Below are 19073 nucleotides of genomic sequence, written 5' to 3'. Positions count from 1 at the left end.
CTGTACAAAATGGTGGTGTGGTAACTTCCATTTTACACGAAGCCTTCATGGGCCTTTTGTTTTTTTAGGTGTCGCACTTCATTTTACAATCCGTCCCATAAAAAAGCCCCCTCAAGCAGCATTGGTTGCCTGTTAAGGCTTCGCAATGTTTGCTTTCAGAGGCTTAACTTATCCGTCGAAGCAAGCGTCCTTGCTTCCAGCTCAGCTTACGATACGGCTTTCCTGCCTCGCTTGCAGCCGCCTTTGCTGCATGACTTGTACGTTCCTGTGAAATCCAGCCGGTGATCCGTCACCTTAAATCCGAATTCGCGTTCAATGCGCTGCTCGATCTCGCAGAGCCAGTCCTCCTTGATTTCTGTGAGCGAGCCGCATTCGTCGCAGATAAGATGGTGATGCATATGTTCATGCCCTTCCTCGCGAAGATCGTAACGTGCTACGCCGTCGCCGAAATTCATCTTCTCCACGACATGAAGCTCCGCAAGCAGCTCGAGTGTGCGATAAACGGTTGCAAGCCCGATCTCGGAATATTTCTGTTTGACGAGCATGAAGACGCCTTCTGCGCTCAAGTGGTCCATTTCGTTCTCGAGCAGTACTCGCAATATAATTTCACGCTGAGTCGTAAGCTTATATCCATTTGCCATCAAATGCCGGTTTATTCGGTCCATTTCTGCGGTGATGTTTAACATGCAGAGATACCTCCTCTTATTCAAAGCCTTGTCATCATTATGTTTTTCCAATGAAAAGGCTTACTTTTAGAATGATTATAATTTAATGGTAGTATACTTTTGCGAAATTAGCAAATACCATATTTTAATACGTGCCGCAGCACGCTCCTTGACATGCCAATCGTTTATCGTCTATGATACAACTATAGTTTTTCGTAAGTATTACTAATAAAGGATAGGTGAATATAATGAAGCAAGGCATACATCCCGCATACCATCAAGTTTTGTTTTTTGATGTGAGCAGCGGCTTCAAAATGTTGACGGGCTCGACCAAATCGTCGAATGAGAAAATGGAATGGGAAGACGGCAACAGCTACCCGGTTATCCGCGTAGATACTAGCTCAGCCTCGCATCCGTTCTATACGGGCAAACAGCGCAATACGGATAAAGGCGGACGCGTTGACCGGTTTAACCAACGTATCCAACAAAAGAAATAAGCATCATGAATTAAAAAAAGCTCTTAACGCAGCTTAGCCGTAAGCCGGCTCGTTAAGAGCATTTTTCTTTTTGTCGTTCTTATAAGACAGCTGATATGCCCCCATCAATATTCACCGAAGTTCCTGTTACAAAAGATGCGGCCTCCGATACAAGGAATCCGATCACATTAGCTGCTTCCCGTGCATCGCCTATTCGTCCGAGCGGTATGCCATGACGCGGATCGGCGGCAAACGCTTCCCAGCTTAACTCTGGTGACTGAGCTTGCCACATGCGCTCAATCTGCGCGCTTCGAATGAGTCCGATGCAGACGGCGTTGACTCTTACGCCAGCTCCGGCTAGATCCTTGCTCATCGCCTTCGTAAGCGCCAGTCCTGCTGCACGGCTGACAGAGGTCGGCAAAGAGGAGGCTCCCGGCGTTTTGCCGCCAATCGCGGTAACGTTGACGATCGCTCCTCCGCCAGCTTGACGCATATGCGGCAGCGCTGCCTGGGAGAATTGCACGGCTCCGAGCAGCTTTAAATCCAGATCCGCTGACCAGGCATCTTCGTCTACATGCTCGAACGGCTTGGCTGCCGATGTTCCCGCATTGTTCACAAGAATATGTACGCCGCCAAATCTATCTACGGTTTCCTCGATCACGCGAGCCGCCTCGCCGGTCTTCGAGACGTCCGCGCTAATGGCGAGCACTTCTTTGCCCGTCTGTACGTTAATCTGCTCCGCTGCTCTGCGAAGCGCTTCCTCGTCCCTTGCGACAATTGCAACCTCAGCACCCTCAGAGGCCAGCAGCAGTGCCGTAGCAAAGCCGATGCCTTTACTCCCGCCTGTTATAACCGCAATCTTCCCTTTAAGCCCAAGCTCCATCTCATGTCCTCCCATGCTGCCGCGCAGCTGTTTATTTCTGAACCGTACGAATCACCTTCTGAACTTCTTCGTTGATATCCACTTCGGTATGCGCAGGCAAATTCACGATGAAGATGCCGCCGAACACTTGCTGGGATTTGCCTTGCCAATCACGTATTTTGTTTTTGAGCACCTTTAGCTCAAGCGAATAAATGACCTCTTTGCTGAGCAGCCAATTATGGCGCGTAAACGTAGATTTTTCAATGGTTTCGATATAGATGGATACATCCTCCAGCGTTTTTACGCGAATAACGTCCCCGAATGCTACATTTTCCGTAAACACAGGATTTTCTTCTATTCGATAGATATCCTTATCCAGCTGAATGACATCTAGTACTTCAACCTCTTGGCCTGCTCCGTCGAAGCTAAGATGCAACGGTATAAAATCTTGAATGCTGCTCACCCTCTATATCTATTTTCAGTGAAGCTTCAATAAAACGGTTTTAGCTGATGGCCACATTGGCGAAATGCTCTACGGTCGGGAAAGGATCGTAGTAATGATGCAAGTATTTCTTCCAAGTCAAATATTCCTTCGATTGGCGAAAGCCCTCTGTGTGATCCTCGAGCGTTTCCCATCTTACGAGCAATAGGTATTTATGGCTCACCTCTATGCATTTCTGAAGCTCATGCCCCTGATAGCCCTTCATACTCGAAATCATTGCCGAAGCGAGATTGAAATCACGCTCAAACGCTTCTGCCAGGCCCTCTTTGACCTGCAGCACTGCAGCCTCCAGGATCATTGTACCAGCTCCTTTATATAAATCTAGCATATACGAATTGCCATTAAAACGCTACATGATGTCTATTGGACACGGCAAAGAAGCAACCCCCAGCAGGGCTTGCTTCTTCTAAGGCTATTGCTGTCGTACAATTGAATCGTTCATCTTATTGGAAGATTAGCCAATAGGCTGCGCAGCATGTGCTTTTCGAATAAACGCGATATCTTGGGCCAATACTGCTTGGCTGTTCGTACCGAACCACTCGAGCGAGACGAAACGTCCCGATTGTGCGCCGATTGCATCCCTTTTTATTTGCTCCAGCACCGGGCGGTAATCGATGGCCCCTTCGCACAGCGGAACCATCCCTCTGCGGTCTCCGCTCGGCGAATATACATTATGCGGCTCAAACAGCTTGGCTTGCTGAAGAGAAGCACTATTTTTCAAATGATAATAGTCGACCCATGGGTTAAGCAGTGACATCGATGCAAGCGGGTCCGCTCCTGACTCCCACAAATGGAATACGTCCAGATTAAGCCCAATCGCAGGATGGTCAAGCTCCTCCATTAAGCGCAGCGTGCTGTCCAACCGATCGGCGAGCGTGTTCGGATGGGTTTCCAGCAGCAGCTTTTTGCTCGCCCTTGCGCACAAATCACCAATAAACCGCAGCCGATCGAGATATTGCGTCCATTCCGCCATTCCTACTTCCCCGCTTGGCCTCTCGCCTGCAAACGTGCGGATACGGCTCACGTTGAACCAATCAGCGAGCGAAATTACTTGCTTGGCCTGCTTCTCGATCCGGGAATAGTCTACATCAAGAGCAATATTCAAGTAATCGCTCAGCATCGACACTTCCAGCCCGTTCTTTGCGAGCTGCGCTCTCGGATCTTCCATTTGGCCATAGCTGCCCTTTGCCTCATACATGCTGCGGGCATGCGTACCCCATAGCTCGATGCCGTTAAATCCATGCGCGGCAGCGAATGCAATCAATTCATTCATAGAGATGAGCTGATGGCGGAACGAGATCGTGCATAACGCGATTTTCATATCCGACCTCCTGCTTCGACAGCTGCACGCTCGCGCCAACGGAAGAAAAACTGTTCAAGTCCCTGTTTAATCTGTGTTTCAACGCCGTCAAGGCGGTCCAAGTGCGTGTTAATGGTTTCAACAAGCTCCATTCGATGCGTAGTGGCCAGCTTAATCGCTAGATACTGGACTGTCGTATAGCCCTGCACCAGCTCCTCGACCAGGTCACAGTAGCGAATAAACGCAGAGTCACTTGGATCCCGCTCCGGCATCAAATACATAAAAGCATGCTCATAGCCGTATTTTCTTATGGCGAGCACCTTCAGCTGGCGCAGCGAAGGCGTAAGCCGACGCAGCTGTTCAGCTTCGCCGCCTGCCGACAGCCTAGCGACAATGCCTCTGATCTGAGTGGTCAGTTCGTTCCGATCGCCTTTGAAGGTAGCCAAAAACAGCTGCTCCACCTTCTCCCTGGCAGGCTCTTGAATATCGATGGCGTCAATATAATAACCGCCGCCGAATGCATTACCGCTTATTGCCTCAAGCACGCGCTCGCGGCGCACGATGCCTTCCCAGCGGAAATCCGGATCGCACATGAACCATTCGTCCTCATTATCCGTTTTCTCAATCATAAGAAAATGCGGGAACGGCTTCTGATGGAACTTATTTTCCCTCTCCGGCATAAGCGCCATGTCAATGTGAACGATAATGGACCGATGCGCAGGCTTCTCCTCCAGCAAATGAAGCAGCAACTCGACATTGTACGCCTTGCTGCGCGAGAAATCATACCATTCCTGTACGGGCAGCCCGAACAGATGCGCATACCACTCCAAATAACCCTCATGCGAGATGTCCTTCGAGAAATAAGACAGCTCCTCGTTCTCATTTACGACAAAGTCCCCGTCCCATACTCCAAAATAAAATGGCCTGTAATCAACAGAGCTGTTTCGTTTCACAATTTCACATAAACAGCTGATTAAGCAATGGACCTTAATCGATTCTTCTCCCTCAAGCGGCTGCTTCATCATCGTCCAAGATCACCTGCCACGTTTAAGTCGAGCGGTTCCAGCTTTATGATAAAATCCAGCAACGAGCCAACCGTCCCAAATATGCTTGGATCTACCTCGTCCTCCGGTACAAAAAGCCTCATGTCTTCTTCGATAAAAACAATCATCTGAAGAATCATGACCGAATCCAAATATAAATCCTCATTTAAGCGGATGCTCTCTTCCAAGGGCTGCAGCTTCCTTACCGTTTCCGATTCCAAACGATAGATTAGGAGCTGCTCCAGCTTTTGTTTGACCTCTGTCCTCAACATTGCACAGCCTCCTCCAGCTCCAATTGCCGCCTGCTTATTTTACCGGTAGCGCCTTTCGGGATTTCGCTCACGAGAGTAATCTCCAGCGGAACCTTGTAGGCAGGAAGCCGCTTCAAGCACCATTCCCGCACAGACTCCGGCTGTATTTTCTCCTCGGCGACTGCCATGCACCTGACCTTATCGCCGGCAATCGGATGGTTCCCTCGATAAATAACATTCTCTCTAATCCCAGGCATTGCAGCGATAACCGCCTCTACTTCGAGGGGGTACACCTTAAGGCCGCCAACGTTGATCACATCGTCAAGCCTCGATACATAGGTCAGCGTTCCATCTGCATGCACAAGACCAAGATCGCCTGTTCTCACCGTCAATTCGGCAGATTCGGCAACGAGCTCCGCTGGGGTACGGGTACCCTTCATCAGCGACTCTCCTTCAGTTGAAGCAACGCTTACCTTCCACTTGCGAAGCGGCAATCCTAAATCATGCGCAGATCTCATTCCCGTACTCAAGCTGATGCAGCCTGCCTCTGAGCAGCCATATTGCTGCAGCAGCTTGCTTCCCGTTTGACCGAGCTGCTCGAATGCTCGGACGGACATAGGCATCCCCGAGCTCATCAGCTTATTCAGCTTCGCCTGCCCATGGCTTAAAGCGGCAATGGTTTGCAACTGGGCCGGTACGCCGTATACGATATGATCCGGAAAGTCGCGTATGAGCGCTAGCGTGAGCTTCGGATTTGCATTCGTCACGACAATAGGCTCTGCTCCTCTGGCTAGGGAAGCCAGCACGCCGCATAATAAGCCGTATGAATGGGTGACTGGCGTCAATACGATCGGCACAACTTCTGCACTTAGCCCGATTGCTTCGTTGTAAGACGCTATTTCATCCTGAATTATGTCCCAGCTGCGGCCAATGAGCTTCGGATGGCCTGTCGTCCCCGAACTGAATTGGTAAATCTTCGCTTTGTTGTCCGTGATAACGGCTGCAGAGCCATTATTGGCGAAATAGGTTGCCGGCTCCTGATAGATCAATCCCGCACACCCTGCCCCCTCCGACGTTGTGAGCGCTGCTTCAAGCGGCATACCGCCATGCATGAGCAAGATGGAGCTTCCATGTTCCTTCAGAAACAGCACTAACGAGATCAGCTGCGCGGCATCGGAAATGCATAAGGCGAAACGCTTCCCCTGCGGTTTTTGCAGATGCGGCAATCTCAAATAGGCATGCCAGTTCCGTTCATGCTCCGCCACGGATATTTTATTTCGATTGACCTGAAGCATAGCTGTGCAGCTCCTCTCTTTTTTTTTTCTCACCAAGCGCCATCCGTTCTTCGCGTACCCGTTCCTCCATCGCCAAATGCAACGGATTCTCAACCATATGGCAAAATTCGGTTGCTTCCGATTGCAGCCTGCTGTTCGCGAGCTGCTCGACGGGACAGCTTGCCACATAAAGATCGAATAGCTTGAAGCGCTCGCACTGGCCTTGATATTGCTTCTGATGCGCGGAGAGCACCTTGACGGCAAGCTTCCAGAAGTCTTCCTCCCTGTAGCTGTACCGATCATGAAGCAGGAGTGCCAGCTCGCCTAAATTAATCATGAACAAAGCATCCAGTGTCATCGCGACAAGCGATGAGCATTCCTTCATCTCGTAGTAATCATCAAGCTTCCCTTGGGCATAGACGGGATGGATTTCCCTGAACGGAGGCGGCGATACGATGGCGCTTACTCCAGCCTCGCAATATTCGACGCCTTCATGGAAATCTTTGAGCGCCACTCTAGCCGGCAAGCCGTTTTGATGTACGAGTATCATGTTCTGCGCATGGGATTCCAGTGCTATTCCGTGCATGATGAGCAAATGAACGACAGGCAGCATCGCGGCTTCAAGCAGCCTCTCCAGCCATGCCGTAATGCCGACTCGTTGTATCCAAGGATCAATAAACGGCGTCCCGTCAGATTCAAGCGCATACAGGGCGTGGAATGGGACCGCTTGCTCATCGGCTGCCAAATACTTATGCACGCTCTCTCGCCAAATCGTTCCCAGTGCTCCGTAACGTTCAATCTCCCGTGGATCTCTGCTTTCTGCCTCTGCGTCAGCTTGAAAGGTCACGCCGGCAAACTCCTTCAAAATAATGACGCGTGCCTCTTTTTTGAAATAGCTGTCCGCCTCGACGATTCTGCTCAACCATTCCGAAACAGCCGGCGCGCTGACGACTGAATGAGGAGTGAGCGAGCGAACGGACGACGTGTTTCGGATGTGCAAGGACAGCTTCACGCTGGCCTTGCCGGGATGGGATGCGTTGGATAGCGTACGTATCGACTGCTGAGCCATGTAAGCGTCCGTGCCGCTGCCCAAGAGGACAATCTGCTTGTCGTGCAGTTCACTAATGAAAGCAGGGACAATTTTATTTCTCCATTGCCAGGGATGCACAGGCAGCCATATGTATTGCAGCGGGTCGCAGCCGGCCTGCACAAGCCGCTCGCGGAATGCAGCCATTTGCTCTTCGCCCAGCTCATCAACAAGCAATTGCTCAAAGCTCGCTCCGCTTATGATTGCCGATTTGGCAATCGTTTTGTTGATAGCCACCCACAAAGGATGTAGCTCCTGCTTGTACTCTGGTCCGTAAGCATAATTATCCTCATACTGAAAGCCCATCCTCGACTTGTAGCATGGATGGTATGGATGTCCGTCCATGATTTCCCGCTCCAGCTCGTCAAAGGATAAGCCCTTTAACGGCAAGAAGCGCTTCGCCCGCTCGTATTGCGCGAGAACGTCCTTGAGCCGCGTTTGTTCAAGCTCGTCAGCCATCGCCCGAAGATTTCCGCAGCCGTCTCCCTCTCCTCTGCCTGGTAGTAGCTCGAACAGCACCTGTCCCGGCTGCAGGTCCTGATTTACAGCATGGTTCACTGACCGAGTGACAGAATCCCGCTCAAGTCTGATTCTCCCGAACGTGTAGGCCCTTCTGCCTGTGCAGCTGTAGGTCACCATTTTCCCGTATGCATCCTTGCCATCGATCCTAAAAACGATTTTCTCCCCTTCTTTTTCCTGGCGTGCCATAACAATCTGCTCGTATAGCAGCGATTCCAACAGCTGCCTAACGATTCTTTCGGTAACCTGTTTGTAAATAGGCGAAGCGATTGCCTCACTAACCCGATACGCCTGCCGAAGCAATATTGCTCCCTCCTTTGCTTGCCTATTGAATCAAAACGCCGCAGTCAGCTTTCGCGAGGCTTCGAAGCTTGATTCCTGAACGGTACGATAGACGGGATTATCCATTTGGACATAGATAGCCGGGGTCTCATGGCTTCCCGCAAGCTCATCCACGTCATGGAAGCGAGTCAGCAGATTCGCTTTGCAGGGCAGCTTATCGTTCTCCAGCAGCATCTCGAATAAAGCAGAGCTGTCGCGGCTGAGCGGCAGATGGTCAACGAGCACATTGGCAAGTTCTTTTAGAAGCTCGCTTTCCCCGATTAAGCCTTCTGTGCCAAAGCCCTGTATTAAGCCAAACATATGATTAATGATGACGTAATAACAAAATCTTTCATCGACGACTTGATCTTCGTAGAAATTGCCTGTCGCAATCCCGATTCCCGGCAAAGCCTGCTCCAGCACCCCTCTCATCGATTCGCAGAAATAATAGCCTTGATTATCGCGGTAATAATAGTGGGCGGGGTAACCATCCGCCAACCGAATCACGCTATTCTGCTGATGGGCTTCAAGCGCTATTCCGTATTTCATGTACAGCCACAGCATTGGGCATAGGGAAAGCTTCAAATAGCGTTTGAACCAATCCACGCTTACTTCGGCAGCCGATCTTCCTTCACGCTGCGCGATTGATTCAATGATATTAGCCAAACGTGATCTGCTGCCAGGTATGGCCTGCTGCACAAGCGCAGCGGTTAACGTGGCTTGCTCCGCTTGCTTATTCATGAATGGATTCATGCGAAGCACGATCTCAAACCCTGATTCTTCTTTCGATTGTGACTGAAGCGTAATAAATGCAGGATCATGAACGATCGTAAAACCAGGGTAATGCCTGCTCACATCGCCTACCGCGGTGCCAAAGAGCCTCATGACTTCCCCGCCGCAGCCAAGCTCCCTTGTTTTGTTGATCCGAAGCGAATTCGTTACTTTAATGGGGGCAGACACCTTAATCATGAACGGGGCTCTCGAATGATAGAGCGTGCGTATGGAAGAGGTAGCATAATATTTCTCGCCTAGCTGCCCTAGATTGAGCAGCATGCCGGAATCCAGCCAGCCAAGGACCTCCGGCGTGTTCAGCATATGTTCCGCTTGCAAGGGATGCACGGGGAGAATTGACCAATCGTTAGAGCGGATATAGTTTTGGATCGGGTGGGACTTCAATTGTTTCTGCTCGGATAGATGGGTTTTGATCCAAGCCGTTGCGGATTGCTCTAAGCTCGAGCCTTCCTTGACGATCTCGGTTTTAGCCGCAAAATAATGCAAGCGCAGCTTTCCCTTCAGCTCTGGGGAATACTCTATTTTTCTTGCATCGGGAATGCCTTGCCTGCTTTTCGGAGTCGGATGCATCGAATGGCCAAAAATCAATGATTGTTCGGCGTCGATGAAAGAGAACGAAGTCCCGTAAAGGCTATCGTAATCGTCTGACCTTGCTTCGATGAATGATTGAATATGATGGCAGCTCTGGATAACCCGGTAAACGAGTTCCCCGGCGAATTGGCCATTCTCATAAATGATGGATAGCTCCTTCACCAGCAATGCCGTTAACGTCAAATAATCAGCCTCTAGCATCGTCCCTTGCGGAGAGTTGCGGTAGAACAGAGGAAACTCATAGCGATGCTTTCCGGTAGCGGATACGTATTGGACCGCGGCATACACATCAACTTGCTGTCGGCACAGATGAATGTGCAAATAATCGATTGATTCGAATCGGTTCCTTTTTACGGGAAACTCAACAGAAAGGAGCGGACTAATGCAATGATCAATGCCCGTCTCGCGCAAATAGCAGTTTAGAACATTCGTTATAGTAGCTTCTTCGGCGAATCGCTTCGCATCGGAATGAGCTTGATCATGTATCGATAGCTTTCGAGTCTTTCCCTTCGCCTCATCACTCGTTTGCGACGTGTTAACGATAAAATTACCTCCTTGTTCGAACGTTTGTGTGCTGCGGCGTTGACTTCATTTGATATCGTAAATGATTATCATTATCAATACAACCTTCTGGATAAAAATGGTTCTTTTTAACTACGATGCCTTTATACGTCGGTTTCATTCGTCACCATTCGACATAATCCCGTTTTGGTTTTTATTTTTTGCTCATTCATAAATATGTTGCTGTGTGGAAACATTATTTGCATAGGACAAAAATCGATGGAGGCCCTGCTTGCATTACATCTACAGCTCAGCGCTGCTGCTTACGGGATTGCTTGTCGTCAATGCGATATATTCGTATCAGAACAAGCATATTGATCCCCATTTCTGGACAACCCTCAAATTTCAACTGCTGGCTTTGCCGTTGTTCCTCATCGCTAATCTTTGTATTGGCTATGGCATCAAATGGGGATATAAGGCGATAGGAAGCTTAGGCTACGTGCTGCTTGCCTCCAAAGGAATGGAGCTGTTTGTATCGCTTTTCATGGGCTTCATCTTTATGAGGGAAACTCCATCGTGGCGAACATGGACGGGGCTTGCTATTATCCTGATCGGTTTTTTTGTAGCCAAAGGAAAATAACGGGCAGGGATCTAGGAAAAACCGCACAAGCCAAAAGAACGGTCTCCAGTTAAACTACGCGAGGAGACCGTTCTTCTCTATCTATGGAACTATGACGTTAAACCTTTGCTTATCTAGTCGTTATCCTTGTCGTTATCTAGTCGTTATCCTAGTCGTCATCCCTGTCCTTATCCCTATCCTTCTGATCGCCATGCCTGTCTCTCTCTTTGTTCTTCCTGCCGTCTCGGTCCTTCTTCTGTTCCCTTTCACGTTCTTTTTTAGACTTCTCGTCCTTTTTTTCTTTTTCACGCTTTTCCTTTTCATTCTTTTTTTTGTCTTTCGCCTTATCGTTGTCTTTATCCATATTGCTCTCTTTCTTCTTATTCAATATAAGCTCAGGAGTTTCCGGGAAAGAAAGAACCGGCTCATTCTTTAAAGCTGCTGTGAACAACGCTTGGAATACGGATGCTGCCGCTTTCGAGCTTGTGGACAAATAATGGCTGCTGTCGGTTTGATCGTAGCCTAGCCACACCGCCCCAACCAGCTGAGGCGCATAGCCAACAAACCAGTTGTCCTTCGCGCCGTAGCCCTCCGTCCCCGGCATTTGCGTCGTTCCGGATTTGCCTGCCAGCAAGCGGCCTTCTACCGCTGCCGCAGTACCCGTTCCCTCTTCAATAACGCCCTGCAGCATGGCAGTCATCAAGCGGGCAACGGCTGGCTCTGTCACCATCGTGCTGCTCTTGGCCTGGTCGAATAAAGCTAACACCTCGCCATCTGCGGATTCGATACGAGTTATCGCATGCGATTTGATCCTTACGCCGTCATTGGCGAACACGCCGAATGCCTCAGCCATATGGATCGGTGCCACGCCTTCGTGAAGACCGCCAAGCGCAAGTCCCAACGATTGATCTTCCTTTGACAACGGAATGCCGAATCTGTCAGCAGCATCCATTCCCTTTTGAATTCCCATTTCATTCAAGAGCTTCACGGCCGGAATATTATAGGAATGAATAAGCGCTTCGTATAACGATACCTTTCCGTGGAAGGAACCGTCGGCATTCTGGGGCTCATATCCGTTTATGTTGACTGGTTCGTCCACCAGCTCATCCGCTGGCATATATCCAAGCTCCAATGCCGGCGTATAGACAACTGCCGGCTTAATCGTAGAGCCTGGCTGACGCTTCAACTGCGTCGCTCTGTTAAAGCCGCGGAAGGGCTGTTCACCTCTCCCGCCAACAAGAGCGCGAATGCCGCCGCTGCGCGGATCTACAAGGACAGCGCCGCTTTGGATAAGCTGATCCTTCATGCTCTCGGGAAATAGTGAATTGTTCGCATAAACCTGCTCTGCTGCTTGCTGCATGTCCGTATTCAATTCGGTATAAATGCGCAGGCCGCCCTGAAGCACCTCATTCTCGGATAGGCCATACTCGGCCATCGCTTCGCGGATTATTTGCTCGACATAATACGGATAATGAATATCATCGACCCGGTTAGGCTTCGCGCTCAACAGGACAATCGGCTCTTCCAAGGCGGTTCTGTATATGACTTCGCTAATCCGTCCCTGCTCCCTCATAAGCTGAAGCACAACATTTCGCCTCTTCAATGCCTTCTCTTTATGCTTATAAGGGGTGAGTGCGGAAGGAGCTTTAATTAATCCAGCCAGCAAAGCTGCCTCAGCTACGGTAAGCTGCTCGGCCTCCTTGCCGAAATACATGCTTGCCGCACGGTTAATTCCCCATGCGCCTTCCCCGTAATAGATTTGGTTCAGATACATCTCCATAATCTGTTCCTTGCTGTAATGCTCCTCAATCTTCTGAGCCAGCAGCAGCTCGTTCCATTTCCTCGACCATGTCCGCTCCTGCGACAGGAAGACGTTTTTAGCTAGCTGCTGCGTAATCGTGCTTCCCCCTTGAACGGTTCCTCCCGATGTAAAGTTGGTCACGAAAGCTCGGCTTATGGCGCGCACATCCATGCCGTCATGCTCGAAGAACCGCTTGTCCTCTACCGCCACAACGGCATCAACCATATGTTTTGGAATATCCGAATAATTCATTTCTTCTATTTTGTTGAATGCGATGCGTGTTGCTTCTTTACCATCCTTGTCGTATACGACTGTCGCAGCTGGCAGCGGCACATCGAGCCGCTCGATGTCCTGCGCGTCAATCATCAGCCGAAAGGTGGTCCAGCCGCCCAGCATCATAATGAGCAGGAAAGCCACTGCTAGAATGATTAACATTTTTATCGTTTTTCTTTTCTTTGACAATCCAGATTTCTTTTTCATGCTGTTTCCCCCATGTTGAAACTATTCTTCTTTTTTACACTATTCGCAGGCTGCCCCTTTTTTCAGCGCATGTATGCCCATTGCATAACCCGCTCATAAAAAAATGCCAGAGCGCAGCAGCCTGCTCTCTAGCATTTCTTAGACCATTTCAAACAAGTATAAACATTATTCTGCCGCATATAGGATCACTACGAAGCATTGAGCCGCGAAGCCTGTCCTTAAAGTCGTCATCTTTGATCTATTGGATTACGCCTGCATCATCAGATGAGTAAACTCCCCATATGCCTCCGCCAGCAACAGATTGTAATTGGCCCGCTTATTCAGAAATTGCTTGTATTGCACCCAAGCAATTTCATCCTCCGGGTTTGCTTCCAAATAGGTTTCAAGCTCCTCGATCGTCTGCTCAATTTCATAGTAAACATCGCCGTTTTTCACATTTGCCGCGCCTCTGCTGCTCAACTGCTTCCAATCCTCAATCAACTTATTGGCCTCCTGCTGCCCTATTCTATGATTTTGCAAAGCTACGTGCAGACCTGCAGCAATAGGGCTTCGTTAACTACTATATGCAGCAATACACCGATGAGAACCTTTTTTCCAAAAAAGCTGTTTTTTGCTTATTTCCCAAGAAATGATTGGAATATGACTATCCTTGCTGATTCACAATCGATTCGTGTGGGTAATTGAGACTATCCAAATCACTAAAGGAGTGGTTCAAATGGCAACGGGACATCGCAATGTGGAAATTGAAGAACGTCATGTGGAAAAAAAATCCGATTCCAGTCTGGTCGCGTCAACATTCATTAAGTACGCAGCATACATCATTATTTTTTTCGGGGCGTTATACTTCCTTGTACGTTACGTCTTCCCTATGTTCTAAAAGCATCATCATTAGCGGCCTCAGAAGCAGCGCTTGGAAATTCCAGCTCCTACGCGGCACGGACCATGGGGTTAAAAAAACAACCTTCAGCTCCACATTAACGTGGCGCCGAAGGTTGTTTTTTTACTTTTTTGGACTAGCCAATTCCGAATCTCCCTATTAGAAAGCCCATTTGCATGAAAGACATCTCCGCTATGTTTCAACCTTATATCCTTGCGCAAATTTCCTCGTTACGGCATAGAGAATGGAAGCGGTCGCGCAAAATATGCCGAGAATCAGATACAAGGATTGCACGCCTAGATGATCGACCATTACTCCCCCCGCTGCATTGCCGACAATACCGCCTAACCCCCATGTAATCGCCGCAAATACGGTTTGCAGCGTTGCTCTTGTTCGCTCGCTGGAATAGCTCTCAACCACTTCGACTGCCGTCCCTGCTACAAAAGCAAACGCTATACCGTCCAGTAGCTGCAATACGAGCGTTAAATAAACGTCCGCAAATGCAAACAGCATCAAATATTTGAGAGCATAGATAGCTGCGGCAATACATAGCACCTGGTAATGTCCTATTCTTCTGCTGAGTCTCGCCGAAACCCAGAACATCGGAACCTCGATAATGGCTGCTACCGCAAAAGCGCTGCCAAGCAAGCTTTTATCAAATCCAAGCTCCTTGAAATAAATCGGAAGAAACGAGAAATTAATCGATACTGACATAAACGCCAGCATGCTGATTCCGACAAAAATGAGAAACGGCTTATTTCGGCTTACCTCGCTAATTTGTTCGATAATTGTCGCCTTTTTGAAGACAGGCTTCGCTTTCGGCAGCAGGAATATGAATAGCGTAAGCACGGCATTCACTCCGAGATAGTACCAGAAGATATGCTCGTAGCCGTATCGTTCATATAAAAAACCTGTCACAAAGGCGCCAATCGCATAGCTGAGCGCACCCCATAGCCGCACGCTGCCGAATGAAAAGCCTTCTCTATTTCCGATGTCCACCGCTATGGAATCGCTAAGCGGTCCCATCGAGGATTGGAACCATACGAAAAAAACAGAGATGACGATAATGGCGCCGAGACTGTCAAAGTAGAGAAAGCCAATTCCAATCAGCGGTGCTGCAATCGCTGACACGAGCAGAATTTGCCGCGGATTGCTGAGCCGGTCGTTAAGCATGCCCATGATCGGCTGCGATACCACGCTAATCAGCGCCCATAACGATAGGATGAGCCCCACAACGGTATTGCTAAATCCTTTTTCGCTGAAGAAAAGACTCGTATAAGGCATTACGACCGATACGGCCAGATATAGCAGAAAATAATAGCTTGCTAGGCTTTTCACGGATTTTCTCCCCTATGTCTTAGAAATCATGCTGTCTTCCCAAAACGCCGATACCTTTAACCTCTGGAGCTATGGTACTATTATTCCTATCCGCACACTATCGTCTATTCCTATACAGTAAGCATTTATCGAAAATATAAGGAGTGCATATAGATGGGACGATTAATCGACCAATACATACGCAGTGCAGAAGAACAGCATCTGGCCGATCAAACAGCTGAGCTTGCTGCTCGCTTTGCCGCAAGAGCGGAGAAGCATGACCGGGCAGGCAGCTTCCCTCATGACAATTTCGCCGACCTGCTGGAGGACGGATATTTGAAGCTCACGGTTCCCGCTGAGTATGGCGGTAACGAACTATCGCTGCACGAGCTCGTCACCCAGCAAGAACGACTCGCCTACGGCGACGGATCAACGGCACTCGCCGTTGGCTGGCATTTGGGCCAGATGCTCCATCTCCGAACGACGCGAAAATGGCCCGAGCCGCTATTCGCGGAGCTCTGCCGAGACGTCGTCTCGAAAGGCGCCATGATCAATACATTCGCCAGCGAAGCTGGGTCTGGAAGCCCTAGCCGCGGCGGCAAGCCCGAAACGACGGCAATCCGAACGGAAGGCGGCTGGCTCATCTCCGGGCGCAAAACGTTCAGTACGCTGTCGCCGATACTTGACCGCTTCGTCGTAACGGCCTATATGCCCGAGGAGGAAGCGACCGCTGATTTCCTCGTTTTCAAGAACGAAAACGTAACGGTTCATGAAACCTGGGATACGATTGGCATGCGCGGCACAGGCAGTCATGATGTCGTGTTAAATGAAGTTTTCGCCGCGGACGAGCATCGACTGGCAGGCAAAGGGATAGATGACGGAGGAGGCTGGCTCCTGCATATTCCGGCTTGCTACATCGGCATTGCGCTTGCCGCGCGGGATTTTGCAATTTCCTTCGCGCAATCCTATCGTCCTAACCACCTGCAAGGTCCCATAGCAGAGCTTCCGACCGTCCAGCAGTCGATCGGACAGATGGAAATCGAGCTGCGGACGGCTCGTTCCCTTCTCTATGAAGCAGCCGGACGCTGGGACCGTGAACCGGCAAATCGTCCCCATCTGCGGCCAGAGTTAGGCTTAGCCAAATATGTAGCTACCAATCATGCGGTTAAGATAGTCGATATCGCCATGCGAATCGTCGGCGGGTCAAGCTTATCCAGAAGCCTGCCGCTTGAGCGCTACTACCGCGATGTGCGGGCTGGCCTGCATAATCCGCCAATGGACAATACCGTGCTGCAAACACTCGCAGCGGGTGCTTTGAACGAGCAGCGCTAACGCTTTAACGGTCCAGCCGAGCTTGGAATAAATCATTGAAAACGAGCGGCTCAACGCTTCGATTGCCGGCTAAAAAATATTCATGCCCGCCGAGCTTCGCAAGCGCTTCGCGGTCAGGCAGCCACACCCATTCATCGATCTCCGTCTGGCAGCGATGCGCTCGGAAAGCGGCAAGCTTGGCCTTCAAATGCCCGCGGACGTCAATTCGCACGACATCCTGCTTCGTATAGCCGAATAGCTCCGGTGCTTCCATTGCATCGCCAAAGGTGATGTAAAAAAGGGAGCCCTTCTGCTGAGCTCGGCGGAATGCCTCGGACGTTGCTTTCCCGATCGCACAATGGTCGGGATGGCCGCCCAGTGTTTCATGAAAGGTCAGAACGACATCCGGTTGCTTAGCCTCCATAAGCTCGCCGATCCGTTCAATCAAGCGCTCCGAATCGTAAAACTCGACCATTTTGTCACGTATGTCAAAAAAAATCAGTTCTTGAATCCCTAGTTCTTCGCAAGCCTTCCTCAGCTCTTTCTCGCGAATATCCGGCATCGTTTCCCGATTGACATAAGGGGGGTTTCCCATACGCCGACCCATTTCTCCGCGCGTAGCGCTCACGAGCGTAATCTCAGCTCCCAGACTCGCATACTTCGCCAGGGTGCCTCCGCAAATAAACGACTCATCGTCTGGATGAGCGAATACGGCAAGAATTGTACGTTTTGCTCCCTCAGTTGTTCTACTCATTCCGGAAACGGCTCCTTTCCTAGCTGCAAAGCGACATTCATTCTGCCTCTTTCGTCATAACCGGCTAACAGAAGCTTTCCGTCAGCTGCTAGCTCGTAATGGGTAAGGCCCTCGGCCCGAATCCAGCCTGCTTGATCGAAGCGCAGAGCTGCCCGATAAGGACCATCGCCTGCAATCATGGCCTCTTCCAGCCGCACTTTGAAATTCCGCACGAATACGAATGATGTCGCTTCGCTATGCAAATAGACGTCTTGAGCTTGAAATAATGCAAATGCCGCTTGCAGTTTCTGCTTGTCTATATGGTCCATGTTCGCTTCATGCTCCTTCTACTAAATAGATAGCTTCTTTATATTTTAGCATGGGAATTCTGTTTTCACCAAGGTGAAACGGCTGTCGCCGTCCTTTGGCGGCGCAGCGCGTTTCATTCCGAGAAATATAGAGAAAGGATGGCAAAATCATATACTTTCCTATATTTGAACAAAACCTTACAACATGAAAAGCCGTCGTCATCCTTAAGGATCCGATGAACGACAGCTATCCCCAGCACGATGATCTGTTTCCAAGCGATGTTATGCAGAAAGCTCCTCAGGCCGTGGCCCGAGGAGCTCTCGTGTAGTTAAGCATGATTACAAATCAGCCAGCACCTGATACCAAATGCCTTTTTTTGAATACAGATTTTTTCTAACCTCAGGCCATCCGCCCAAATATGAAATATCAAACAGCCCCTCCGGTTCCGCATAACGATCCTTCGTTTCTGCCGCAATCTTCTTGTCCACAGCGCGGAAGCCGTTCTCGACAAATATCCGCTGAGCCTGCTCGGTGTGCAAATAAGCAATAAACGCTTCGGCAACCTTGCGAGTGCCATGCTTATCCGCGTTCTTATCTACGATCGCTGCCGGATTCTCGATAAGAATCGTGCTCTTCGGCACGACAATATCGTAATCAACGCCTTTTTTAATACGTGCCAGCAGTTCGTTCTCATAGGTCACAATGACATCGCCGACTCCATATTCGAACGCAGCCATCGAGGCGCGCCCGCTTTTATCGAGAGACTCTACGTTTGCATGAACGGACTTCAGGAAGCTTTTGGCGTACGCCTCGTCCTTTGTTCCGGTCTTTGCTTCCGACTGCTTCAGTCCGGCGCCGTAAATCGCATTGATGTCCCATTGCGCTCCGCCGGAGGTTTTGGGATTGGGATATAACACCTTAACGCCCTTCCGCGTCAAATCGTCCCAATCCTTTATCCCAAGCGGATTGCCGCTGCGAGTTCCGAGCACGACGATCGAATTCGTAATCATGCCGCCGCTCTCAGAAGCTCTCCAATCATGCGAAATAAATCCAGCATCTGCTATTTTGTCCAAATCGCCTTCCATCGCCAGAATTGCGACATCCGCCTCAAAACCGCCGGCAATCGCGCGAGCCTGTGTACCTGAAGCTTCATAGGACTCCTGGAATGCCACCTTTTGGCCTGTTTCCTCGAACCAGTAGGCTCTGAAAGCAGGCAGCAGTTCGGCAAAAGCATCCTTCACAACGGAATATGCACCGATTACAAGTGTTACATCGCCGTCCTGTACGGTAGACCCGGCCGCATTGCCATCCGTCTGCTCATCCTTGCCACAGCCTGCTGCGAGAAGCAGCAGTGCAGAGACCAGAAGCAGCACAAATATGCGCCGACTTGTTACCAGGTTGATTTTCATGTTCGCATACAACTCTTTCTACGTCGCTTATTG

Annotated in this window: 20 protein-coding genes; 4 read left to right on the top strand and 16 right to left on the bottom strand. The window is 49.9% G+C overall.

Annotated features, from left to right (window positions below; translation table 11 throughout):
• Positions 1 to 206: 206 nt before the first annotated feature.
• Entirely contained in the window at positions 207 to 686 is a 480-nt protein-coding gene (gene fur, locus FHS16_RS24580; protein ID WP_183569120.1) for a ferric iron uptake transcriptional regulator, read from the bottom strand.
• A gap of 227 nt (positions 687 to 913) precedes the next feature.
• Here fur and FHS16_RS24575 point away from each other — a divergent pair, with 227 nt between their 5' ends.
• Positions 914 to 1162, top strand: a complete 249-nt coding sequence (locus FHS16_RS24575; RefSeq protein ID WP_183569118.1) for a type B 50S ribosomal protein L31 — start codon at positions 914 to 916, stop codon at positions 1160 to 1162.
• 79 nt (positions 1163 to 1241) lie between these two features.
• On the opposite strand, the gene FHS16_RS24570 is transcribed toward FHS16_RS24575, so the two are convergent.
• The 9 genes from FHS16_RS24570 to FHS16_RS24530 form a co-directional block, all read right to left on the bottom strand.
• Positions 1242 to 2024 carry an SDR family NAD(P)-dependent oxidoreductase gene (locus FHS16_RS24570; protein ID WP_183569115.1) on the bottom strand — a complete coding sequence of 261 codons (783 nt, stop codon included), beginning with the start codon at positions 2022 to 2024 and terminating at the stop codon, positions 1242 to 1244.
• Between the two features lie 31 nt (positions 2025 to 2055).
• A complete protein-coding gene (locus tag FHS16_RS24565; protein ID WP_183569113.1) occupies positions 2056 to 2466 on the bottom strand; it encodes a DUF4265 domain-containing protein in 411 nt (136 codons plus the stop codon).
• Between the two features lie 40 nt (positions 2467 to 2506).
• Entirely contained in the window at positions 2507 to 2803 is a 297-nt protein-coding gene (locus tag FHS16_RS24560; RefSeq protein WP_183569111.1) for an antibiotic biosynthesis monooxygenase family protein, read from the bottom strand.
• A gap of 156 nt (positions 2804 to 2959) precedes the next feature.
• Positions 2960 to 3826: a sugar phosphate isomerase/epimerase family protein gene (locus FHS16_RS24555; RefSeq protein WP_183569109.1), complete on the bottom strand. Its 867-nt coding sequence runs from the start codon at positions 3824 to 3826 to the stop codon at positions 2960 to 2962.
• A complete protein-coding gene (locus tag FHS16_RS24550; protein WP_281379180.1) occupies positions 3823 to 4830 on the bottom strand; it encodes a DUF6005 family protein in 1008 nt (335 codons plus the stop codon). Before FHS16_RS24550 ends, FHS16_RS24555 begins: the two co-directional genes overlap by 4 nt.
• Entirely contained in the window at positions 4827 to 5120 is a 294-nt protein-coding gene (locus FHS16_RS24545; protein WP_183569107.1) for an acyl carrier protein, read from the bottom strand. The genes FHS16_RS24550 and FHS16_RS24545 overlap by 4 nt, the downstream gene beginning before the upstream one ends.
• Positions 5114 to 6394: an AMP-binding protein gene (locus tag FHS16_RS24540; protein ID WP_183569105.1), complete on the bottom strand. Its 1281-nt coding sequence runs from the start codon at positions 6392 to 6394 to the stop codon at positions 5114 to 5116. The genes FHS16_RS24545 and FHS16_RS24540 overlap by 7 nt, the downstream gene beginning before the upstream one ends.
• Positions 6372 to 8282, bottom strand: coding sequence for an IucA/IucC family protein (locus tag FHS16_RS24535; RefSeq protein ID WP_183569103.1), 1911 nt, complete (start codon positions 8280 to 8282; stop codon positions 6372 to 6374). The genes FHS16_RS24540 and FHS16_RS24535 overlap by 23 nt, the downstream gene beginning before the upstream one ends.
• A 30-nt stretch (positions 8283 to 8312) precedes the next feature.
• Positions 8313 to 10169 (bottom strand): IucA/IucC family protein, encoded by a 1857-nt coding sequence (locus FHS16_RS24530; RefSeq protein WP_183569145.1) that lies wholly within the window; start codon positions 10167 to 10169, stop codon positions 8313 to 8315.
• Positions 10170 to 10476: 307 nt separating this feature from the next.
• Here FHS16_RS24530 and FHS16_RS24525 point away from each other — a divergent pair, with 307 nt between their 5' ends.
• The gene (locus FHS16_RS24525) at positions 10477 to 10824 is read left to right on the top strand and encodes a hypothetical protein (RefSeq protein ID WP_183569101.1); all 348 of its coding nucleotides are present in this window, start codon (positions 10477 to 10479) and stop codon (positions 10822 to 10824) included.
• Positions 10825 to 10972: 148 nt separating this feature from the next.
• On the opposite strand, the gene FHS16_RS24520 is transcribed toward FHS16_RS24525, so the two are convergent.
• Together FHS16_RS24520 and FHS16_RS24515 are read right to left on the bottom strand one after the other, a co-directional pair.
• Positions 10973 to 13084 carry a transglycosylase domain-containing protein gene (locus FHS16_RS24520; RefSeq protein ID WP_183569099.1) on the bottom strand — a complete coding sequence of 704 codons (2112 nt, stop codon included), beginning with the start codon at positions 13082 to 13084 and terminating at the stop codon, positions 10973 to 10975.
• 246 nt (positions 13085 to 13330) lie between these two features.
• Entirely contained in the window at positions 13331 to 13564 is a 234-nt protein-coding gene (locus tag FHS16_RS24515; RefSeq protein WP_183569097.1) for a hypothetical protein, read from the bottom strand.
• 235 nt (positions 13565 to 13799) lie between these two features.
• Here FHS16_RS24515 and FHS16_RS24510 point away from each other — a divergent pair, with 235 nt between their 5' ends.
• On the top strand, positions 13800 to 13961 hold the full coding sequence (locus FHS16_RS24510; protein ID WP_183569095.1) for a hypothetical protein: 162 nt from the start codon (positions 13800 to 13802) through the stop codon (positions 13959 to 13961).
• 192 nt (positions 13962 to 14153) lie between these two features.
• Here the strand turns inward: FHS16_RS24510 and FHS16_RS24505 are convergent, their stop codons facing one another.
• Positions 14154 to 15299, bottom strand: coding sequence for an MFS transporter (locus tag FHS16_RS24505; RefSeq protein ID WP_183569093.1), 1146 nt, complete (start codon positions 15297 to 15299; stop codon positions 14154 to 14156).
• Between the two features lie 153 nt (positions 15300 to 15452).
• Between FHS16_RS24505 and FHS16_RS24500 the strand changes: the two genes are divergently transcribed.
• Positions 15453 to 16610 (top strand): acyl-CoA dehydrogenase family protein, encoded by a 1158-nt coding sequence (locus FHS16_RS24500; RefSeq protein ID WP_183569091.1) that lies wholly within the window; start codon positions 15453 to 15455, stop codon positions 16608 to 16610.
• Between the two features lie 4 nt (positions 16611 to 16614).
• Here the strand turns inward: FHS16_RS24500 and FHS16_RS24495 are convergent, their stop codons facing one another.
• The 3 genes from FHS16_RS24495 to FHS16_RS24485 form a co-directional block, all read right to left on the bottom strand.
• Positions 16615 to 17343 carry a PIG-L family deacetylase gene (locus FHS16_RS24495; RefSeq protein ID WP_183569089.1) on the bottom strand — a complete coding sequence of 243 codons (729 nt, stop codon included), beginning with the start codon at positions 17341 to 17343 and terminating at the stop codon, positions 16615 to 16617.
• A complete protein-coding gene (locus FHS16_RS24490) occupies positions 17340 to 17651 on the bottom strand; it encodes a DUF1806 family protein (RefSeq protein WP_183569087.1) in 312 nt (103 codons plus the stop codon). The genes FHS16_RS24495 and FHS16_RS24490 overlap by 4 nt, the downstream gene beginning before the upstream one ends.
• A 318-nt stretch (positions 17652 to 17969) precedes the next feature.
• Positions 17970 to 19040 (bottom strand): sulfate ABC transporter substrate-binding protein, encoded by a 1071-nt coding sequence (locus FHS16_RS24485; protein ID WP_183569085.1) that lies wholly within the window; start codon positions 19038 to 19040, stop codon positions 17970 to 17972.
• Positions 19041 to 19073 lie beyond the last annotated feature (33 nt).

This window comes from Paenibacillus endophyticus, from assembly GCF_014192395.1.
Taxonomy (GTDB): domain Bacteria; phylum Bacillota; class Bacilli; order Paenibacillales; family Paenibacillaceae; genus Pristimantibacillus; species Pristimantibacillus endophyticus.
The sequence above is the reverse complement of the archived record's forward strand: the minus strand, read 5'-3'. Positions and strand labels throughout refer to the sequence as shown.